This window comes from Arthrobacter sp. Y81 (assembly GCF_002929335.1).
In the GTDB taxonomy this organism is placed as follows: Bacteria; Actinomycetota; Actinomycetes; order Actinomycetales; family Micrococcaceae; genus Arthrobacter.
The window spans coordinates 39,870-60,295 of record NZ_PJIL01000022.1; the positions used below are offsets into that span (position 1 = coordinate 39,870).

Genomic DNA, 20,426 nt, shown 5'->3' on the forward strand with positions numbered 1-20,426 from the left:
TCAAGGATGGCACCCGCGCTGATAGGAATCCAATACCAAATCACGGCGTCGTTTATGCGCAGGGGGCAACAATCGAAGCCTCCGCCGAATGCTGGCGGTGATGCGCTGTTCCAAATCGGCACACCATCGTGAGATCCACGTCACATAAGAATTGACTACCCCGCTTGAAGGGTCCTCGGCCCGGAGGAACCGGGCCTACGTTGTCGCATTCAAAGGAGAATGACCATGGCAGGACGCATGTCAGGAAAAGTTGCACTCATCACCGGAGCCGCCCAGGGCATGGGCAGGTCGCACGCCCTGCTCCTCGCCGCAGAAGGGGCCAAGGTCGTCATCACGGACGTCCGGGAAGCCGCCGGAAAGGCCGTGGCAGAGGAGATCAACGACGCCGGGGGTTCCGCACTCTTCATCACGCATGATGTCACCCGGTCCGACGACTGGCAGCGTGTGCTGGAAGAAGCCGTCAATGAATTCGGCAAGCTGGACGTCCTCGTCAACAATGCCGGCATCCTCATCCTCAAACCCCTCGACGAGACAGACGAGGAGGAATGGGACCGCACCCTGAATATCAACGCCAAGGGAACCTTCCTGGGCTGCAAGCTGGCGGCACCTGCGCTTCAGGCAGCCGGTGGGGGCTCCATCGTGAACATTTCCTCGATCTACGGACTCATCGGGGCACCCAGCGCCGCGGCCTACCAGGCGTCCAAGGGCGCAGTGCGCCTGCTCTCCAAGGCTGCGGCGGTCGATCTTGCCAAGTTCGGCATCCGGGTCAACTCCGTGCACCCGGGCGTGATTGACACCGAGATGACCAAGGAACTGATGGCAACACCGGAAGGCGCGAAGGCCCTGTTGGGAACAACCATCCTCGGGCGGCCGGGACGGCCCGAAGAAGTCTCCCAGGCCGTCCTCTTCCTCGCCTCGGATGAAGCGTCCTTCGTCACGGGTGCGGAACTCGTCGTTGACGGCGGCTACACCACGCAGTAGCTCCCGGGCGGGTCCGGTGCCGGCCCGGTGTTTCAAAGTGGAACACTGGGCCGGCACAAATGTGATCCACGCTATATCTAGCGGCAAAACGCACCAAGATTCCGATCCATCAGCACCCCGGGCGAGGCTCGGGAGGCCCTCCATACGAAGGAGTATGAGATGACAATCTCGACCGAAGCAGCAGCGACTGAAACTTCCCAGGCGACCGATGCCCTCCGCGACCTTTACGCGGACTGGTCCAACATCATCGCCACCACTCCGGATCTGACGATGCGCCTGTTCCGCAGCATCTTCGACGAGTGGCACCAGCCCACCCGGGAGCCCGAAGCAGTCACCTACAAGGAGGACGTCGTCGGCGGCGTCCCCGGCATCTGGGCCTTCCCGGAAGGTGCCGACCGGACGAAAGTGCTGCTCTACACCCACGGCGGCGGCTTCGCGGTCGGCTCAGCAGCAAGCCACCGGAAGCTTGCCGGCCACGTTGCCAAGGCTCTCGGCGTCGTTACCTTTGTCCTTGACTACCGCCGGGCACCCGAGCACCCGCACCCCGCCCAGGTCGAAGACGGCGTCGCCGCCTTCAAGGCTCTCGTTGAGAGCGGCATCCACCCGCACGACATCACCACCATTGGCGATTCCGCCGGCGGCAACATCGCCATCGCCATCGCCCTGGCGCTCAAGGAACAGGGCGAGCCACAGCCCGGCCAGGTTATCGTCTTCTCACCGTGGCTGGACATGGAGAACAAGGGCCAAACCCTCATCACCAACGACGCCACGGACGCCCTGATCTCCGTCCCGCTGCTCGAGGGCATGATCGCCGGCGTGCTGGGCGATTCCGTCAGCCCGCAGAACCCGCTGGCCAACCCCCTCTACGCCGACTTCACCGGGTTCCCGCGCCTATACATCACCGCCGGCGCCGTCGAATCCCTCCTGGACAACGCCACCCGCCTGGCCGCACTGGCCGAGGCCGCCGGCGTCGACGTGACCCTCTCCATCGCCGAGGACCAGCAGCACGTCTTCCCGTTCCTCGCCGGCAACTCCGAGGTCGCCGACGCCGAACTCGCCCGCATCGCCGGCTGGTACAAGTACTGAGCCCCGGCCACCCCACAACACAAGACCTAAAATACAAAGGAGTATCCATCATGGCTGAAAACCACGGGCAAACTGCCCCCGCCACCTCTCCCACCTCTCCCGCTGAACTCGACGCCGTCGTCGTCGGCGCCGGCTTTGGCGGCATCTACATGCTGCACAAGCTGCGCAACGAACTCGGACTCAACGTCCGCGCCTTCGACCGCGCCGGCGGCGTCGGCGGCACCTGGTACTGGAACCGCTACCCGGGTGCCCTGTCGGACACCGAGAGCTATGTCTACCGCTACTCATTCGACGACGAACTGCTGAATGAGTGGGACTGGACCCACAAGTACGTGACCCAGCCGGAAATCCTCCGGTACCTCGAACACGTTGTGGACCGCTATGACCTGCGCAAGGATATTCAGCTCAACACCGGTATCACCTCCGCGCACTACGACGAGTCGGCCAACCGCTGGACCATCGGCACTGACACCGGCGAAACCATCACGGCGAAGTACATTGTCAACGGCCTCGGCCTGCTCTCGGCCACCAATATCCCCAACATTCCGGGTATCGACACCTTCGAAGGCGAGATCTACCACTCCGGCGCCTGGCCCGAAGGCGTGGACCTGACCGGCAAGCGCGTCGGCGTGATCGGCACCGGCTCCACCGGCCTGCAGATCATCACCGCCATTGCACCCAAGGTCGGACACCTCACCGTCTTCCAGCGCTCACCGCAGTACAGCGTCCCCGTCGGCAACACCACTGTCACGCCGGAATACGTGGCGTCCGTCAAGAAGGACTACAGCAAGATTTGGGAACAGGTCCGGGGTTCCGGCGTCGCCTTCGGGTTCGAGGAAAGCACCGTTCCGGCTATGAGCGTCTCCGCAACGGAACGGCAGGCCGTCTTCCAGAAGGCCTGGGAAACCGGCGGCGGATTCCGCTTCATGTTCAACACCTTCGGCGACATCGCCACGGACCGGGACGCCAACGAAGCCGCCGCAGCATTCGTCCGCGGCAAGATCGCCGAGATCGTCAAGGACCCGGAGACGGCCCGCAAGCTCACTCCGACCGACCTTTACGCCAAGCGCCCCCTGTGCGACAGCGGCTACTACGCCACATTCAACCGGGACAACGTAGAGCTGGTCTCGGTCAAGGAGACGCCGATCGTCGAACTGACGCCCACGGGCATCAGGACCTCGGACGGCGTGGAGCACGAGATCGACGTCCTGATCTTCGCCACAGGCTTCGACGCCGTGGACGGAAACTACACCCGGATGGACATCCGTGGCCGCGGCGGCGAGACCATCCAGCAGCACTGGCAGGACGGACCCACCAGCTACCTCGGAGTCACCACAGCAGGATTCCCGAACATGTTCATGATCCTCGGCCCCAATGGCCCCTTCACCAACCTGCCGCCGAGCATCGAGGCCCAGGTCGAGTGGATCTCGCAGCTGATCAACGACGCCGAGACCGGACAGGTTGCCTCTGTGGAGCCGACCGCAGAGGCCGAGGAAGCCTGGACCCGGACCTGCCAGGAGATCGCCGATATGACGCTCTTCCCGAAGGCCGACTCCTGGATCTTCGGCGCCAACATCCCGGGCAAGACGAAGACCGTCATGTTCTACCTCGGAGGCCTCGGCAACTACCGGAACAAGCTCGCAGAAGTCCGCGAGGCGGGCTACGAAGGCTTCGACCTGAAGGTACTCGCTCCGGCGGAGTAGCCAGAACCAAGACGCTGTCGACGGCGGCTGCCACACCCTGGGGAAGTGGCGGCCGCCGTTCCGCGTTGGCGGCAATCCGTACTGGGGCGCCCTTGCGGCGGCCCGTTGCACCAAGAAAGGGAGGCAAGCCATCGAACGCTTGCCTCCCACACTCGGGCCGCTTAATTAGGAGTAGTCGTAGAAGCCTTTGCCGGACTTGCGTCCCAGTTCCCCGCGCGCCACCATGTCGCGGAGGATCTGGGGCGGGGCGAAGCGTTCGCCGAGCGTTTCGTGCAGGTATTCGGCGATTCCAAGGCGGACGTCCAGTCCGACTATGTCCGTGGTTCGCAGGGGTCCGGAGGCGTGCCGGTAGCCGAGCTCCATGGCGGCGTCGATGTCCTGCGCACTGGCCACGCCTTCTTCGAGCATCCGCATGGCCTCCAGTGCCAGTGCAACGCCCAGCCGCGAACTCGCGAAGCCAGGAGCGTCGTTCACCACGATGGGGGTCTTGCCGAGACCGCGGACCCAGCCGGTGGCGGCGTTGGCAAGTTCGGGGGCGGACTGGGGGCCAAGGACGACTTCTACCAGCGTTGACGCCGGGACCGGATTGAAGAAGTGCAGCCCGCACAGCCGCTCCGGCCTGCCGAGGGTGGCAGCCAGCTTGGTGACCGACAGTGAGGAGGTGTTGGTGGCGATCCAGGCATCCGCGCCAAGGTGGCGCTCAACGTTGAGCAACGCGGACTGCTTCAGCGTGAAGTCCTCCGGGACGGCTTCGACGACCAGACCGGCGCTGCCGAAGTCGACGGCGTCCGTCGAGACTGAGAACCGGCCGAGCAGCGAGTCCAGATCCTCCGTTACTGAAGCCCTCTCAATGGCCTTGGCCAGCGTCCGGGTGACGCGGTCGAGTGCGGCGGCGGCAGCTGCCGCGTCACGTTCGACGACGGTCACCTCCGCTCCGGAAACAAGGAAGGCGTGGGCGATGCCGGCGCCCATCCGGCCTCCGCCGAGAACACCTACCCTCGTGGGGACGCCGGGGGCTTCGGTCAGGGAAGTGGGGATGGTCATTTGCTGGTTCCTTTGTGGTTTTTCCGGTCCAGAAACGCCTGCATCCGCTCAAACTTTGCTTCCGATTCAAAGAGGATGCCTTGGGCGAGTTCGTCGATGGCCGGGTGTGCGGATCGTGGTGCCTGCAGGACACTCTTGGTGAGACGGACAGCAAGCGGATCCTGGGTTTGGATCCGCGCTGCGAGGGCAAAAGCTGCCGGGATGAGCTGGTCTGGGTCATGCAATTCGGTGACGAGCCGAACAGCCAGCGCCGCTGCACCGTCGAGCACTTTTCCGCTGAGCAGTATTTCCTTCGCCAGGGGCTCGCCCACGAGTTCCACGAGGCGCCAGCCTGCGCCGGCGGCAGCGAGAATACCGAGGCCTGTTTCGGGATTGCCGATTTTTGCCCGTGGCGTGGCAATCCGGAAGTCCGCTGCGTAGGCCAGTTCAGCGCCGCCACCGAGCGCAAACCCGTCAACCGCGGCGATCACAGGCATCGGCAACTTGGAGATTCTCTGGAAGAGGCCGGAATTGATGCCGGCCAGGGCGTCGTCACGGCGCCGTTCGCGGAGCTGGGCGATGTCAGCCCCCGAGGCAAAGATGCCGCCGGAGGGAAGCTGCGTCCCGGAGAGGATGAGGATTCTGGGCTTCCGCTCCAAATCGGCGCATACGGAATGCAACTCATCGACCATGTGCTGGTCGATGGCGTTGCGGACTTCAGGTCTATTGAGCTCGACATGGACGGTCGCGCCCGCGTCGTGGATCTTGATGGTCTTCACCAGCCCACCTTTGCACCGCCAATTACCCAGCGTCCAATACCTAATGGATGACGAATTATTGCAGAATCATAATAACTGGGACGGCGGCCGGGCGATCCGTCATTGATTCAGAAACAACATTGATCATGCTGAGAATAAGTATTGGACTGCATAGGCGGAAGCTGGGATCGTGATTGCTAAGACCAAGGACGCACCACCAGAAAGAGATTCGGCCATGAGCAACTACGCAACCATCAACCCGGCAACCGGAGAACGCGTTGCCGAGTTCCCGATCCTCACTAACGAGGAAGTCCAGGATGTGCTCAAGCGCGCCTTCACTGAATACCGTTCCTGGCGCTCCACTCCGCTGGCCGAACGCGCGGAGGTCCTGACCCGCGTCGCCGAACTTCACCGCGAACGCTCCGAGGAACTCGCAGCTCTGCTGACTCTGGAGGTGGGCAAGCCCATCGCCGAGGCCCGTGGCGAAGTTGCCCTCGTGGCCTCGATCTACGCCTACTACGCGGATAACGCCGAGCGCTTCCTCAGGGATGAACCCCTGGACATCAGCGGCCCAGGTTCAGCCGTTGTCCGCACCGAGCCCATCGGACCGCTCGTCGGCATCATGCCGTGGAACTTCCCCTACTATCAGGTCGCCCGGTTCGCCGCCCCCAACATCGCGCTGGGCAACACCGTGATCCTCAAGCACTCGCGCAACTGCCCGCAGTCGGCGCTGGCCATCGAAGCGGTGTTCCGCGATGCCGGGCTGCCCGCGGACGTGTACATCAATGCGTTCGTCACCAGCGGCCAGATCGCGACCATGATCGCAGACCCGCGGGTACAGGGCGTCTCCCTGACCGGCTCCGAAAAGGCCGGATCCGCCGTGGCGGAAGTCGCCGGACGCCATATGAAGAAGTATGTGCTGGAGCTGGGCGGCTCCGACCCGTTCATCGTGCTGCCTGATGCCGATCTGGACAAGGCCGTCGCCGGCGCCGTGGCGGGCCGGATGTACAACGGAGGCCAGGCCTGCACAGCGTCCAAGCGCTTCATCATCGTCGGCGACATCTACGACGAATTCCTGCGCCGCTACACCGAGGCCATGGCCAAGATCGCACCGGGCGATCCGACCGATGAGAAGACGACCTTCGGTCCGCTGTCTTCCAAGGCCTCCGTGGACGACATCGCGGAACTGGTCCAGGACGCCGTCTCCAAGGGCGCGACAGCTGTCACGGGTGGGGACGCACCTAACGAATCAGGCGCTTATTACCCCGCAACGGTCCTGACCGGTGTGACGCCCGAAATGCGGGCATACTCGGAAGAGATCTTCGGCCCCGCTGCGGTGGTTTATCGGGTGGACTCTCCCCAAGCTGCCATTGACCTGGCCAACGACTCACCCTTCGGCCTCTCAAGCTCCATCTACACCGCCGACGTCAAGGCCGCACAGGAGCTTGCCGAACAGCTCGAAACCGGCGCGGTCTGGATCAACAGCATCAGTCGAAGCGCCCCTGACCTTCCGTTCGGCGGGGTGAAGCGGTCCGGCGTTGGACGTGAACTGGCGCAATACGGAATCAACGAATTCGCCAACAAGAAGCTCATCCGGATCCCGTCAGCCTAGACCCGCCCGAATCGCTGCCGCTGGCAGAAGCCACCAGCGCGCCCACATAGCTGGCAGCAAGGGCCGTTTTAAGTCCTTAAAACGGCCCCAGCTGCTGCTTGGTTGGGCCCGACAGACTTTAGAGGAAGTAATGAATCACGCTTTTGTTTACGATGCCGTCCGGACCCCGTTCGGGAAGTTCGGCGGCGGGCTCGCCGGTGTCCGCCCGGATGACCTGGCCGCGCATGTGATCGGTGAAGCCGTGAAGCGCGCCCCGGCGCTGGACGTCGAGCGGATCGACGAGGTGGTGTTCGGCAACGCCAACGGCGCGGGCGAGGAAAACCGCAACATTGCCCGGATGGGAACGCTCCTGGCGGGCCTGCCGGTCTCGATCCCGGGCACCACGGTGAACCGGCTGTGCGGGTCCTCGCTGGACGCGGTGATCATCGCGTCCCGGCAGATCAACACCGGAGACGCGGAGCTGATGCTGGTCGGCGGCGCCGAGTCGATGTCCCGCGCCCCGTGGGTGCTGCCCAAGACCGAGAAGCCCTACCCGGCCGGGGACATGACCCTGGCCTCCACCACACTGGGCTGGCGCCTGGTGAACAAGGCCATGCCCAAGGACTGGACCATCTCCCTCGGCGAGGCCACCGAACGCCTCGCCGACAAATACGGGATCACCCGCCAGGCGCAGGACGAGTTCTCTGCGGCCTCGCACAACCTCGCCGCGGCCGCCTGGGACGAGGGCTTCTACGACAGGCTCGTGACCGTGGTCCCGGGCACGGGCCTGGTCCGGGACGAGGGCATCCGTCCCGGGTCCTCGGCCGCCAAACTCGCCGGCCTGAAGACGGTGTTCCGGACCGAGGACGGGACCGTCACCGCCGGGAACGCGTCCCCGCTCTCGGACGGCGCGTCCGCGGCGTGGCTCGGCTCCGAGAACGCCGCAGCCCTGCTGGGCATGGACCCGCTGGCCCGGATCGCCGGGCGGGGCGCGCACGCCAACGATCCCCAGTACTTCGGCTACGCCCCCGTGGAGGCCGCGAACAAGGCCCTCGCCAAGGCCGGGATTGGCTGGGACCAGGTCGGCGCCGTCGAACTCAACGAGGCCTTCGCCGCGCAGTCCCTGGCCTGCATCACCGCCTGGGGCATCGACCCGGCCATTGTGAACAGGCACGGCGGCGCGATCGCGATGGGCCACCCGCTGGGCGCCTCGGGCGGCCGGATCCTCGGCACCCTGGCCCGCACGCTGCAGGCCACCGGCCAGCGCTGGGGCGTCGCCGCGATCTGCATCGGCGTCGGCCAGGGCCTCGCCATCGTCCTCGAAAACGTCACGGGCTCAGAGACGGGCTGAGCGGTTCCACCCGTGTAAATAGTCGTGAGGCGGATCGGGAGGGCGTTCGGCTAGGCTCCGTTGTTGTCCCAGTCCTCGCGGCTGACCCGGACCAGCTGGGAAGGCCTGCGGCGCCTGGTCCTTAAAGCGCTCCTGCAGCTCAAGGACGCGTTGTTCTTCTGCTTCGGCCATGTTCCTTTGCCCCCGGTTCGCTTACCTCGACAAAGTGCTCTCGGATTCGGCTGGTTAGCATCAGCCAGCCACTCATCGCTTAGCCAAGCGTTGTCGAGGGGAGGTGGTTCGTGATTCATCTGCTCGAGGCATACGGGGTTCCGCCGAATCAGTATCTTCTGAGCCGAAACCGCTCTCATCCAACGTGGACTCCGTGACGGGAGAATTCGGCGCTCAAGCAGACACTACGTCCGCGGTTCGGAGATACAGGTGAAATCCTCGTCAGCGGCGTCCGCGCTGTCAGCGCTGGATGGCGCTTTGTGGTCTCGCCACTGACAGGGACCACGATACATTCGGATGCTGGACTCCTCTTCCGATCTCGCCGGTTCGTCGGATTGCTTCGGCAAGCTATTGCGATGGCACGCTGTATCACACCGAGGCTGGCGCCTTACGAAGGACGTGGGGAAATTGGTATGGCCGGAGGCAGCCGTTGGGCCCGCGCGATGTCGTCAATGCAGGCGGCTTAGCGAGGAATTCCCTGGTTGGAGTCCCGGGGGAATTCGTTGAGGCGCTGCCATACATTGCAGGTGTACCTGCGGGTGATGGAGCAGGTAGGCCATGCCCCCATCGAAATCCTGAAAGGGTGAACGGCTTCGAGCTAGAGTACAGGGACCAGGGTCCGACGTTGAAGCTTGCCGCTAGTCAGCGGGACGGCAATGTTCCGGACCGAGGCCGCGCCGTCGTCCTCGCCTGCTCTGGTCCACCGGACCCCATATGGCAGGCGTGGAAGCATCCATGATGAGACATGCGGCTACCGCGAGCCTGCGCACCTGGAGCCAATTCGGGCACCGGCAGGCTGCTTCCCAGATGTCGGGTGAGATGGACATTAGTCCTACCGAAAGGGCCGCCGGACGCCTCACGCGCCTGAGTAGCTTCTGCCGATCCCGCTCTGCGTTTGGTATGGCCCCCTCCCTAACGTTCAGGAGCGGATTCTGGATTGCCAGCCATTCGCCTCGTCATGACTGATCGAAAAGTGTCGCCGGACCGGACCTGAGCTATTTGCGTGCAACAACGGCAACCCATTCGGGACTGTGGGCGGACAGTCGTTCACCTCCAGTCGTAGTAGCCCTTGCCGGACTTCCGGCCCAGCTCGCCGGCGGCGACTTTGGCACGAAGGATCTGGGGCGGTGCGAAACGCTCACCCAGCGTTGAGTGCAGGTATTCGGCGATACCGAGGCGCACATCGAGCCCCACGATGTCCGTTGTCCGGAGCGGGCCCACCGGGTGCTTGTAGCCCAGGACCATGGCGTTGTCGATGTCCTCTGCGCTGGCCACTTCCTCTTCGACCATCCGCATCGCCTCCAGAGCAATGGCGACGCCAAGGCGGGACGACGCGAAGCCGGGTGTGTCCCGGACCACCACAGCGGTTTTGCCCAGTCCGGCCACCCACCGCTTTGCCGCGGCAAGGGTCTCGTCAGAGGTATTTTCCGTGATGACTACCTCGATCAGCATCGACGCGGGGACCGGGTTGAAGAAGTGCAGGCCCAGGAATTGCTCCGGCCGCGGCATCGACTGGGCAAGCCCGCTGACAGACAGTGAAGAGGTGTTGGTGGCAAGGTAGGCGTGTGGAGAAAGGTGGTCGGCCACGGCACTGAGCGCGGCTTTCTTCAGCTTTTCATCCTCGGGCACGGCCTCCACGACCAGATCGCAGGACGCGAATTCTGCGTGGTCGACGCTCGTCCCGAACCGCTGGAGGACGTCGTTGCGGTCGCCCGCGATCACGCCGCGCTTGATCGATGCATCGACGGATGCGACGACGCGTTCGTGCGCGCCGCGGGCGGCTTCCTCGTCACGCTCGATGATGGTCACTTTCGAACCGTGGATGAGGAACGCGTGTGCGATGCCCGCGCCCATGCGGCCGCCGCCCAGGACGCCGACAGTTGTCGGCAGGAGTGCCGTCGGAGTTGGTTCGTTGCTGATGCTCACGGCTATTTCTTCCTGTCGAGGAACTGCTGCATACGGTCGAATTTCGCCTGGGATTCGAAGAGGATGCCTTGGGCGAGGGTGTCGATGATGGGGTGGACCTCCCGCGGTGCGTGGAAGACAGTCTTGGTCAGGCGCACCGCGAGGGGGTCTTGGCGGGCGATGCGTTCTGCCAGTGAGTGGGCCGCCTCCGGGAGTTCCCCTGGTTCAACGAGTTCGGTGATGAGCCGGGCGCTGAGGCACTCCTCGCCGGTCAGTGTGCGCCCGGCCAGGAGGATTTCCTTGGCCAGTGGCTCACCGACAAGCTCGCGGAGCCGCCAGGTGGCGCCTGCGGCGGCGACGATGCCCAGCCCGGTTTCGGGGTTTCCGATGCGGAGGCTCGCTGTGCCGATGCGGAAGTCGGCAGCGTAGGCAAGCTCCGCGCCGCCGCCGAGGGCGAATCCGTCGAGGGCGGCGATGACGGGCATGGGAAGTTTGGCGATCCGGTCGAACAGCGAGGAGTTGATGCCGGCCAGGGCGTCCTCACGACGGCGTCCGCGGAGCTGGGCGATGTCGGCGCCGGAGGCGAAAAATGCCTTTGAACCGGTCGCCGCGTCCGCGGGCGTGCCTGTGAGGATCAGGATTTTTGGTGTTGCTTCCAGATGGGCGCAGACGGCGTGCAGCTCGTTGACCATGATGGCGTCGATCGCGTTGCGCACCTCCGGGCGGTGAAGGCGGACCAGAAGCCGGTCCTCCCGCTCGCAAAGCTGCAAAGTCGTGAATGCCGAGGCGTCCAGGAGGCCGCCGTAGTCGGCACCCGTTGCATCCACGGAGGCGTAAATTTCCTGAGTAGTCATTACATGCCTTCCAGTAGCAGGGCTGTTCCCTGGCCGACGCCGACGCACATGGTCGCAAGGCCGAGCTTGCGCCCGTTGCCAGCCAATTCGCGTTCAATGCGTCCGAGGAGAGTTACGACGAGCCGGGACCCGGAGGAGCCGAGCGGGTGGCCGAGGGCGATGGCGCCCCCGTCCGCATTGACGATGTCTTCGTCGAGTTTCAGTTCGCGCATCACCGCAAGGGACTGTGAGGCGAATGCCTCGTTCAGCTCCACGGCACCCAGGTCACCAACGGACAGGCCGGCGCGCTTCAGAACCTTGCGCGTGGCAGGGACCGGGCCAATGCCCATGACCTCAGGCGCCACTCCTGCCGAGCTGCCCTCCAGAATCCGGGCCCGCGGCGTCAGACCGTACCTCTTTATCGCGGCTTCGGAGGCGACGATGATCGCCGAGGCCCCGTCGTTGAGGGAGGAAGCGTTCCCGGCGGTGACCACGGAGCCGCCCTTGACGACGGGCCGGAGTCCGGCTAGGACCTCCAGTGTGGTGCCGGGCCGGGGCCCTTCGTCGGTGTCCACGAGTGTGGTGGCACCCTTGCGTCCGATGATGGTCACGGGGACGATTTCGTCCGCGAATCGGCCGGCACCGATCGCTGCCAGGGCGCGTTCGTGCGAGCGGGCGGCGAAGGCGTCGCAGTCATCCCGCGACGTGCCGAAGACGCGGGCCACTTCCTCGGCAGTCTCCGGCATAGAGAACGCGGCCTTGCCGTCATGGGAACGCTCGCCGCTCAGGAACGCGGGGTTGGTGAAGCGCCAGCCGATGGACGTGTCGAAAACGGCGCCGGGCTTGGCGAAGGCCTTGTCGGGTTTCTCCATAACCCAGGGGGCGCGGCTCATCGATTCCACCCCACCGGCAACCACGATGTCCGCGGCGCCCGCCTTGACCATGTGGCTGGCCATGATGATGGCAGACAGGCCTGAAGCGCAGAGCCGGTTGACGGTGATGCCCGGGACACTGTCCGGGTAGCCCGCGAGGAGCCAGGCCATGCGGGCCACGTTTCGGTTCTCCTCACCGGCTCCGTTGGCGTTTCCGAGGATCACCTCGTCCACCGTCGCGGGATCAATGCCCGCGCGTTCGACGGCGGCACGCATTGTCAATGCCGCGAGGTCGTCCGGGCGCGTCGAGGAGAGAGAGCCGCCGTAGCGGCCTACCGGCGTTCGGGCGCCACCAATGAGAAAGGCCTCAGCCATTTGATTTCCGTCCTAGTTCTTGTCAGTCCGAATTACAGTCAGGGAAGTTAGTAGTGAAGGAGCTTCAGCTGAAGGCGGAGATCCCGGTGATGTCCCGGCCCACCAAGAGCGCCTGCATGAAGTCTGTGCCTTCGTAGGTTGATACGACTTCCATGTCGGTCATGTGGCGTATGACGTGGTTTTCAAGGAGCAGTCCGTTGCCCCCGAGCAGGTCCCGCGCCTCGCCTCTACACGCGCTGTCTGCGCTGCGGGAAGGATGATGACCGCGGCGGCGGCGGAACGGGCGCACCAGGAGCGTGGGCCGGGCCGGCAGGAATGGGTTAGCAACCTACCAATGGACAACATCAGCTGAGGAGCGTTTAGCCCAGTCCCACTCCACAACGGCCCAGCTCGGCCATCACCGCAGCACGCCCGGTCGCAGCGGCCGTCAGCGGCATGATCGATCTGTCGGGCGAATTCCCCTGCCACGCCTGGCGGATGGACTTCTCAACCGGGTAGCCACCGCACATTACGGCGCCGAGGACGCCGAGGGTCTTCGCTGCCGCCCGCCGCCTCCTGCGGCTCAGCAGACCAGCCGTTGCTACGCACTGAAGGATCAGCATCACGCCAGAGGCAGACAATCCCGTTCCCAGCACCCACTGGTCTCGTTTGATGCGCCCGGGGTCCCCCTTGAGCTTCCAGACATCGTAGGTGGTCCCCTCCCGGAGCGCCTGCCGGAGCCCGATCAGGCCGTGGGCAAGCTGCGCCGTGGAGAGCACAGCCAAAGCCATCATCGCTGGATCCTCCAATCATCTTGGATTCCAGAAATACCGCCGTGGAGCCATTTTAGGAACCGGCCGCCCACCGCTCAGCACCTGCATGACGAAATTGACGCTGCTGGTGAAGTACCGCCATCCCTTCGGCGCCAAAATACCAACTCTGCCGCTCCCATTGGATGCGTCTTCCCCGCCCCCGCGAAACGATCGACAGTGTCACAAACGTCCCTCGTCGTTCTGAATATCGGGGCGTAGTCCGGACAGGAAACCCCCGTATTCCGGAATCCACGGGAACCGGGAGGGCTGTTATCCGTTCAGATGCGAATCGTAGGGAGCCCAAACGAGGTTACTCTCGCCTCGGGACACAGCATGGATGCTAATGGCGTTCACATAATTAATGGGGGGTCTGCCCCCACATCAACGGCACTCGCCACCCTGGGTCTTGACGGCGCAGCCGATTACACCTTCTCCATCACCTGGGAAATCAGCGGAATGCAATTCCGTGCAGGGGACTTGTGACATCTCCATGTCCGTACTCGTCTGCACTACCCCGGAATTCCGCGGGAGCGAGTGCAGACGACTTCTGAAGACGACAGTTTCCACCATCGGCTGTCGATGAGATAACCCGGTGTGTCAGAGAAGGAGTCGGCGCCCGGGGGCGGGATCGCCTATCGCATCAGCTGGTCACTTGTCGGACCTTGAACACGATCGAGTCGAAGACGGCGCGTGCCTCTCTTGTCAGCTCCGGATTGATCGATTCGTGGAATTGGACCACCCAGAACATTGCGCGCTGGCCGTTCAGGTTGACCACCCGGTAGGTTTCGCGCTCAGCGGCGCTCGAGTACCAGCGGGTGCATAGGTTCGAGTATTCGGAGTGAACGCAAAACTGACCGTTGTCGCAGGCTTTGATGTCCACGTCGCCCTCGACGGAGTGGTCGAACTCGACGCCGGGGTAATCGCCCACCATGACCTCGACGGGAGGGGTGCTGGACGTTGACGTCTGGGCCGTCATCGCGTCGACGAAGGCCTGAGCCGACGGATTGACCTCGACGAGCGCGCCCTGCCACGCGCATGCGTCCGTCGGCACATGGTTGGAGGGCCACCAACCCACGAAAACCGCCATATCGTCCGGGTGATCCGGGTCGTCCTTTCCCAGGCCATCGCCGTCGGCCGACCAGCCGTCTGGGACGGTGATCTCGAAATTCTCTGCGAAGCTGGTGACGAGGTATGTACCGGGGTCGATGTCGCCGCTGTCCGGCAGCGGTGGGACCGTGGGCAGCGGTGGGACCGTGCGAGCCTCCGTAGTCGGCGCGGGGGATGGCGCCTCGGTGGCAGTGCACGCCGAAAGGCCGAGGCAAACGGACAAGACTGATGTCATGGTGATGAAATGGCGTAGCAGCACACGCATGGAGGCCTCCAAAGGCAACCCTTATGCTGCGGACGTTACGCCGGGCCAACACTGACCGCAAGAGACGCCAGAAAGCCAATGCTCCCCCATTTTGGGATAACGGGAACGGATGGTGAGTCCCGCCGGGCGACTGTGGTCATCCCCGCTGGTTCGCCAAAGCCTCAGCCCCCATGTGCCTGAAAAGGCGCTCTCGGGACTGTTGGGGAACTGCCCTGCAAAGGTGCACTTCCCCAGTGAATTGGTGTCGTCCCTGCTGAAAGAACATCGGGTACAAGGGCAATTTCCGCCTGGGGTAAGTGAACTTGATGGACACGAGTTTTACATTAGGGCCATCACGAACAAAAACCTTCTCGACGAACGTCGTACTTCAGGCATGAACACGCCGGCAAGGACGACCGGGTCTTCTACTCGGTCAAACTGGTCGACTAGGCGCCGGGCTACACGGCCAGACTGACTCGGGTTCAATTCCGCGCGCCTTTCGTCAAGAACGGCTCAGGCCAATCGGGCATCGCGGCATCGACGTCACGGACGCTGTGAAGATTTTGGCTGCGGCAGGCGGACTGACAATGCTTCCAACGTCATGGATAGCGTTCGCTGTCGCAGTGGCCGAACTGGACGCGCAAGGCTTCCTTGACGGCAACTGGATCCCCGCAGCGAAGGTTGTGGACAAGATCGGGATTGAGATGGCGGCACAAGATATCGCTGGATGAGCCTCGTTGAGGCGGCCCGACGGAAGGCAGATTCCTTGCCTCTGCCGGGCCGCCTTTGGAAAGTGCAGCCACGGAGCACCCTGGCATTGGATGTCAGACGGTTAGGACGGGCGTGGAAAGACTGGGGTCCAGCCCGTCGGAATTCAATGCAGCCTGACTTATAGCCGACTCTCTTTTCGATTAAACTCCGACCTAAAACGGCCAACACAGCGGTCAATGAGCCTTTCGACATCCACTCCGGGACTTGGTTGTTAACCTGGCTAATCTCCAGCAACGAATCAATAGTCCATGACCTCGGATCGCTCAAAATGGAAGAGATCGCTGGATGTGCCAAATCTGGTCAAATCCCATCGACTAATCGCAGGACTGCCCCCGGTCTTGTTGACTCCTTGACCAAGCGAGCGAGTCCTCGTGGAAGGACGCTGACCATGCCGACGCCGTTGGTGGCGCGTGCTCACTTCCTGGAAGGCCGGCCTCTCGGTTGGTCACGCAGGTTGCCGTTCTCTGCCCGATGTTATGTTCGAAAGGAGGGACCCGCCACCATGATGTTCGTCGAATTCCAGAATGAGGGCCGTCCCGCGGCGCTTACTCGGCGCCGGTCCGGTTCCAGGGGACGACTCTTCATCTTGGAGCGCAATCGCGCCCCCGCCTGTTCGGCCGTTGAGCAGGCCCGGTTGCGGGCGGCGAAGTGAGCAAACAAGAGGGTGTGCACAATGTGCACACTTCGGGCTTCGGATCGGGTCGTACTGGTGGCGAACTGGCCCGGATTCGGCATGTTCCCGGGAGTTCCCAGTGTTTGCAGGGCCCGGAACCCGGTTCGAGTCCCACCTTGGGCACAGCATAACCCCTCGTCAGAGGGGTTTTTGCTTTAACGTGTGTACATTCTGGCGGGTCAGGTCCCTCTGACTCTGGCCGCGGTGTGTGCCTGGCGCCGCGGGTCGCCTGTTTGGTTGTGGGGGAGCGGGTTCAGGGTCTTGGCTGGTGGACTCTCCGCGTGCTCTGTACCGGGGTTATGTGTACCTCTGTTGGTTCCTGGTGGCAGGTCGTGGTTGGCCTGCACCTCTTCATGGGTAGGAGGACTGAGCACAACATGACTTCGAGATCCTTCGTCAAAGATCCTGGTTTCGGCTCGTTCCTGGGGTGAGGAGACTTGGCTGGTGCATGCTTTGTCAGGCCAAAGGGGGTGTGGACATTGTCCACACTTAAATCTTCTTTATTTTGATGGATGCTGGAGCTCAGAAGCGATGGGACGCTTCAAAGGACGGGGCGGCGGCTATTTGTGGCGACAACCTCCGCACGACAGCGCAGTAGGCGACGTGTCACGACACGCCGGAAACTGACGACACGCAGGAGATTAAATGTGGCCAAGTAGTCCACAGGGTGTGGATTTCATCTCCCACTTCGGCGGAATCACGGACATTCCAAAGCCCCTGCCCTGTGGACGGCCAGTGGACTGAATGACATACTTGTAATACATCATCTTGGGGTTCCAGCGCAGCGCTTGCACTACATGTAGTGTCTAAAGCGTGCCCTAACGGCACGAAAAAGCCTCAGGGTAATCCCACCTTGAGGTAGGGCTACCGACTGAGGCTGTTTTCATTCCCTTGCGACCGGGATGACAAGAGCCTACATCCTCAAGACTTGCTCAAGAAAATGCACGGCGAGTCGTGAGGAGACTTCGGCGGCCACACCTATCTCCTAGGAGTGGTATGACAATTTCACTTGAACGAACAGGGTTCCGAGACCTCGAAAAGGTTCTGGGTGTCGGCATCTCCACGCTGGACATCACCGCGAAGGAGAAGGCCCAGGTCACCTCTCGCTATGAAAGCGTCGGGGCGATCCTCAACGATCACTGGGCCGATTCCACGGCCGACAACCATGTGTACGTCCAAGGCTCATTTGCCCTCGGAACTATGACACGAAAGTTTCACCGCAATGATGACGTCGACATCGACCTTGTCTTACTGCGCGGCATTCAGGCCTCCTCGACCACCCAATCCGATCTCAAGAAAGACACCGGCGCCGGCCTCCGGAAGTTCGTTGCGGCGTCACAGGCCAAAGCTTCGCTGGTGGAAAGCGAGCGGTGCTGGACGCTCGAATACCCCGGCATGCACATGGACATCCTTCCAGCAGTTCCCGATACCTCACCAGAACGCGGGTCGGACGACGGCATCCTGATCACAGATCACGACGTAAGGTCCTGGCAACGTTCTGACCCCCGTGGCTACGCTGCGTGGTTCAAGCAAGTGGCCCGTGAAGAGGTGATGCTGAAGGAAGCGCTTCTGGCGAAACGTGGCGTCGACGTGGATGCGGTTCCGGACTGGACACGCAAGACAACGCTGCAACTCGCTGTCCAAGCACTCAAGCGGCACCGGGATATCTACTTCACCGGCCGCCTGGATAAGCGGCCTTCGTCAATTGTCATCACCACGCTGGCCGCGCGCGCCTACCAGCGGGGTGAGAATCTCTTCGATGTCTTGCAAGGTATCGCCGGCAGCTTTGTCGAACACATACGGGTAGTCAACGGACAGTACGTGGTTGCTAATCCCGTGATGCCGGAAGAAAACTTCGCGGACTGCTGGGCCAACGAGCGCTGGCGGGCCGCGGCAATGTTCGAGTGGGCAGAGGCGGTGTCCCGCGACATCAACGGAATCGCTGCTCGCAGTGGCAACGACAACGTCCTCAAGGGGGTACGGATGGTACTCGGGGAGAACGCAGCCTTGGCCGGAGCCCGTGCGCTCAGCAACCCGCTCGTTGAAGCACGGCAATCCGGAAACCTGCGTGCACAGAATGGCACAGGAACACTGGCAATTGCCGGTGCAGCGACCACAACACGACCAGTCCGAAACCATACCTTCCACGGAGGCCGGATGTGAGCTCGGGCCGTCTGAACCTCTGTCAACAAGCGCTGGCACTGAGGAGCGTTTACCCTGACAGTTCGGTGTGGCTTGGCCCCAACAGCCTGGTTTGGCGGGGCCGACTGAAACCTTCAGCGTTGTCACGGGAATACACCATCGAAATCTCGCTCAGGGTCGGACAGAACCCTGTTGTGAACGTAGTGCGCCCACCGTTGGAACCAAACGTTCAAGGCTTCCTTCCCCATATATGGGACGACGGATCGCTGTGCCTCAACACGGCAGGGCAGTGGTCCCCAAAGATGCACTTGGTGGACACGACGCTGCCTTGGGCTTCGGAATGGTTGTTGCATTACGAGATGTGGAAAGGCACGGGGTTATGGCTTGGGGACGGTCCAGGTGCCGAATCCCAGGAGGCACAGTCAACGCTTTTGCATCCTGTGCCTGACACTATGCGTGAAGCCCCAGCGGTCTAACCGCTTCATTTGCGTCATTAAAACCCGCCGGGCCCAGCTTGCACTCCCAATCGGAGATGCTCCCTGGGCCCGAGGCGGAACGTCACTACTTAGGATTGGGTGGACTTTGGTGGGTAGAGGCTTCTCCGGCAGGAGACTAGATCCGAATTTGGACTTGATTCGGGAGGAGTTTGGGCGAGTTGCCTACACGCACAAGACTCACGAGAAGGCCAGGGAACAATGTAGCCGCAAAGCGTTTGTCTCCCAGTGGGTCAATATCGTCTTCAACGCCCTAACCTTCGGCGGAGTGCTGACAAGCCTCCAAAGTGAGAACCGGGTGTTCCTGTACGTGGCCCTGGGTTTTGCCACCCTTACAGCCGGCTACACGCTGTATCAACTCAGCTTCAATCCGATGCAAGAAGCCGTTGAGCATCGGGAAGCGGCCAAATCCCTGCTCAGGATCCGCGACAGCTATATCCACTTGTTGGCGGATGTGAAGGGACATGCTTTGCCTGCCAGTGAGATTAGAGACCGGAGAGAGGAGCTAAGCGCTCGGGCACAGGAGGTGTATCGGACAGCTCCAGACACTAGCTCTAAAGCGTATCGCTTGGCTCAACGGGCATTGAAGGCGCAGGAAGATCTCACCTTTTCCGACGAGGAAATCGACAAGTTCCTGCCCCTAAACCTTCGCAAGAATGCCTGTCGGTGCTAGGCGCCAAGAACCTGCACGAAGCGAAACTGCTGACGGGGTTTTAATTGGCGAAGCCCCGATCTGATAGCGGTTGACCCAAGCTTCGCTCGCATTATGCCCACCCGAAGCTTGACGTTGGCTGTGAGGACAGCACCTCTCCGGTGTCGGCTCCGGGGTTTGCCTGGCAAGGCCTGGTCATGTTCCATGGTGCCGTCTCCGCCATGTTATTGATGAAGGAGGTGCTGCACAATGTGGATGTTTCATCGTTCTGGCTGGCAGAGTGTGGTCGAATTTTTGGGTTGTTTGGCCGGGTGCCGGGTGCCGGGTGCCGGGAGTCGTCGGTTGGAGGTCGCTGCTTCATACGGCAGGAGGCTTCACGTGGGTAGAAAGGTGGCATCGAGCAGGCAAACTACGGAGGCGGCTGCGCCTACACTCAGTCGCCTTATACGAGGGCGCCGGAATCCTCGTGTCCCCATTTTTCGGTGCTCGAGCGGGCAAAAAAGAAGTGTGGACAATGTCCACACTTTCCGCCTCGGATCGGGTCGGACAGCCGCCGGACTGTCCCGGACTCCGCATGTTTCCGCCACTTCCCAGTGTTTCAGGGCCCCGGAATCGCGTTCGAGTCCCACCTTGGGCACAGCATGACCCCTAGTCAGAGGGGTTTTTGCTTTAATGTGTGGACATTGACCCTCCGTGGGTGCCTCTGACGTTGTCCGCGGTTTGTGCCTGGCGCCGCGGTGGCCTATGAAGTGTTGTGGGGGGGGGGGGGGGGGGGGGGCGGGGGCGGGGGGGGGGGGCCTTCCCCCTGCTGGAATCTGGGGTTTTCTGTCGTCCTTTTCTTTTTCCGGTGGCCCGTGTTTGGCC

The 20,426-nt window shown here is 62.7% G+C and carries 15 protein-coding genes and 1 pseudogene; 8 read left to right on the top strand and 8 right to left on the bottom strand.

The window, feature by feature from the left end:
- The first annotated feature begins 225 nt into the window (after window positions 1–225).
- The 3 genes from CXQ91_RS21255 (at window position 226) to CXQ91_RS21265 (ending at window position 3,770) form a co-directional block, all read left to right on the top strand.
- On the top strand, window positions 226–981 hold the full coding sequence (locus CXQ91_RS21255) for an SDR family NAD(P)-dependent oxidoreductase (RefSeq protein WP_104175880.1): 756 nt from the start codon (window positions 226–228) through the stop codon (window positions 979–981).
- 159 nt (window positions 982–1,140) lie between these two features.
- A complete protein-coding gene (locus tag CXQ91_RS21260; RefSeq protein WP_104175866.1) occupies window positions 1,141–2,067 on the top strand; it encodes an alpha/beta hydrolase in 927 nt (308 codons plus the stop codon).
- Between the two features lie 50 nt (window positions 2,068–2,117).
- Window positions 2,118–3,770 carry an NAD(P)/FAD-dependent oxidoreductase gene (locus CXQ91_RS21265; RefSeq protein ID WP_104175867.1) on the top strand — a complete coding sequence of 551 codons (1,653 nt, stop codon included), beginning with the start codon at window positions 2,118–2,120 and terminating at the stop codon, window positions 3,768–3,770.
- Between the two features lie 165 nt (window positions 3,771–3,935).
- On the opposite strand, the gene CXQ91_RS21270 is transcribed toward CXQ91_RS21265, so the two are convergent.
- Entirely contained in the window at window positions 3,936–4,814 is an 879-nt protein-coding gene (locus CXQ91_RS21270; protein WP_104175868.1) for a 3-hydroxyacyl-CoA dehydrogenase family protein, read from the bottom strand.
- The gene (locus CXQ91_RS21275) at window positions 4,811–5,572 is read right to left on the bottom strand and encodes an enoyl-CoA hydratase/isomerase family protein (RefSeq protein ID WP_258074203.1); all 762 of its coding nucleotides are present in this window, start codon (window positions 5,570–5,572) and stop codon (window positions 4,811–4,813) included. Before CXQ91_RS21275 ends, CXQ91_RS21270 begins: the two co-directional genes overlap by 4 nt.
- 214 nt (window positions 5,573–5,786) lie before the next feature.
- On the opposite strand from CXQ91_RS21275, the gene CXQ91_RS21280 reads away from it, so the two are divergent.
- Both CXQ91_RS21280 and CXQ91_RS21285 read left to right on the top strand, forming a co-directional pair.
- The gene (locus tag CXQ91_RS21280; protein WP_104175870.1) at window positions 5,787–7,163 is read left to right on the top strand and encodes an NAD-dependent succinate-semialdehyde dehydrogenase; all 1,377 of its coding nucleotides are present in this window, start codon (window positions 5,787–5,789) and stop codon (window positions 7,161–7,163) included.
- A gap of 130 nt (window positions 7,164–7,293) precedes the next feature.
- Window positions 7,294–8,493, top strand: a complete 1,200-nt coding sequence (locus CXQ91_RS21285) for a thiolase family protein (RefSeq protein ID WP_104175871.1) — start codon at window positions 7,294–7,296, stop codon at window positions 8,491–8,493.
- 1,257 nt (window positions 8,494–9,750) lie between these two features.
- Here the strand turns inward: CXQ91_RS21285 and CXQ91_RS21290 are convergent.
- The 6 genes and pseudogenes from CXQ91_RS21290 to CXQ91_RS21315 all read right to left on the bottom strand — a co-directional run bounded on the left by CXQ91_RS21290 (window position 9,751) and on the right by CXQ91_RS21315 (window position 14,851).
- Window positions 9,751–10,623, bottom strand: a complete 873-nt coding sequence (locus CXQ91_RS21290; RefSeq protein ID WP_104175881.1) for a 3-hydroxyacyl-CoA dehydrogenase family protein — start codon at window positions 10,621–10,623, stop codon at window positions 9,751–9,753.
- 8 nt (window positions 10,624–10,631) lie between these two features.
- Window positions 10,632–11,462 carry an enoyl-CoA hydratase/isomerase family protein gene (locus CXQ91_RS21295; protein WP_104175872.1) on the bottom strand — a complete coding sequence of 277 codons (831 nt, stop codon included), beginning with the start codon at window positions 11,460–11,462 and terminating at the stop codon, window positions 10,632–10,634.
- Window positions 11,462–12,688: an acetyl-CoA C-acyltransferase gene (locus CXQ91_RS21300; RefSeq protein WP_104175873.1), complete on the bottom strand. Its 1,227-nt coding sequence runs from the start codon at window positions 12,686–12,688 to the stop codon at window positions 11,462–11,464. The genes CXQ91_RS21295 and CXQ91_RS21300 overlap by 1 nt, the downstream gene beginning before the upstream one ends.
- 64 nt (window positions 12,689–12,752) lie before the next feature.
- A pseudogene (locus tag CXQ91_RS21305) lies at window positions 12,753–12,941 on the bottom strand (acyl-CoA dehydrogenase family protein); the annotation flags it as partial.
- A 106-nt stretch (window positions 12,942–13,047) separates the two neighbouring features.
- Window positions 13,048–13,461, bottom strand: coding sequence for a hypothetical protein (locus CXQ91_RS21310; RefSeq protein ID WP_104175874.1), 414 nt, complete (start codon window positions 13,459–13,461; stop codon window positions 13,048–13,050).
- Window positions 13,462–14,119: 658 nt separating this feature from the next.
- Window positions 14,120–14,851, bottom strand: a complete 732-nt coding sequence (locus CXQ91_RS21315) for a hypothetical protein (protein WP_104175875.1) — start codon at window positions 14,849–14,851, stop codon at window positions 14,120–14,122.
- A gap of 566 nt (window positions 14,852–15,417) precedes the next feature.
- Here CXQ91_RS21315 and CXQ91_RS25060 point away from each other — a divergent pair.
- The 3 genes from CXQ91_RS25060 (at window position 15,418) to CXQ91_RS21330 (ending at window position 19,583) form a co-directional block, all read left to right on the top strand.
- Window positions 15,418–15,561, top strand: coding sequence for a hypothetical protein (locus tag CXQ91_RS25060; RefSeq protein ID WP_219816561.1), 144 nt, complete (start codon window positions 15,418–15,420; stop codon window positions 15,559–15,561).
- A 1,709-nt stretch (window positions 15,562–17,270) separates the two neighbouring features.
- A complete protein-coding gene (locus CXQ91_RS21325) occupies window positions 17,271–18,437 on the top strand; it encodes a nucleotidyltransferase (protein ID WP_104175876.1) in 1,167 nt (388 codons plus the stop codon).
- Window positions 18,438–19,046: 609 nt separating this feature from the next.
- The gene (locus tag CXQ91_RS21330; protein ID WP_219816563.1) at window positions 19,047–19,583 is read left to right on the top strand and encodes an SLATT domain-containing protein; all 537 of its coding nucleotides are present in this window, start codon (window positions 19,047–19,049) and stop codon (window positions 19,581–19,583) included.
- Window positions 19,584–20,426 lie beyond the last annotated feature (843 nt).

Excerpts from the sequence above, each read along its gene's own strand:
- CXQ91_RS21270 (WP_104175868.1), bottom strand. The coding sequence starts at position 4,814 with ATGACCATCCCCACTTCCCTGACCGAAGCCCCCGGCGTCCCCACGAGG.
- CXQ91_RS25060 (WP_219816561.1), top strand. The coding sequence starts at position 15,418 with ATGCTTCCAACGTCATGGATAGCGTTCGCTGTCGCAGTGGCCGAACTG.
- CXQ91_RS21325 (WP_104175876.1), top strand. The coding sequence starts at position 17,271 with ATGACAATTTCACTTGAACGAACAGGGTTCCGAGACCTCGAAAAGGTT.
- CXQ91_RS21260 (WP_104175866.1), top strand. The coding sequence starts at position 1,141 with ATGACAATCTCGACCGAAGCAGCAGCGACTGAAACTTCCCAGGCGACC.
- CXQ91_RS21280 (WP_104175870.1), top strand. The coding sequence starts at position 5,787 with ATGAGCAACTACGCAACCATCAACCCGGCAACCGGAGAACGCGTTGCC.
- CXQ91_RS21265 (WP_104175867.1), top strand. The coding sequence starts at position 2,118 with ATGGCTGAAAACCACGGGCAAACTGCCCCCGCCACCTCTCCCACCTCT.
- CXQ91_RS21300 (WP_104175873.1), bottom strand. The coding sequence starts at position 12,688 with ATGGCTGAGGCCTTTCTCATTGGTGGCGCCCGAACGCCGGTAGGCCGC.
- CXQ91_RS21295 (WP_104175872.1), bottom strand. The coding sequence starts at position 11,462 with ATGACTACTCAGGAAATTTACGCCTCCGTGGATGCAACGGGTGCCGAC.
- CXQ91_RS21315 (WP_104175875.1), bottom strand. The coding sequence starts at position 14,851 with ATGCGTGTGCTGCTACGCCATTTCATCACCATGACATCAGTCTTGTCC.
- CXQ91_RS21255 (WP_104175880.1), top strand. The coding sequence starts at position 226 with ATGGCAGGACGCATGTCAGGAAAAGTTGCACTCATCACCGGAGCCGCC.
- CXQ91_RS21310 (WP_104175874.1), bottom strand. The coding sequence starts at position 13,461 with ATGATGGCTTTGGCTGTGCTCTCCACGGCGCAGCTTGCCCACGGCCTG.
- CXQ91_RS21285 (WP_104175871.1), top strand. The coding sequence starts at position 7,294 with ATGAATCACGCTTTTGTTTACGATGCCGTCCGGACCCCGTTCGGGAAG.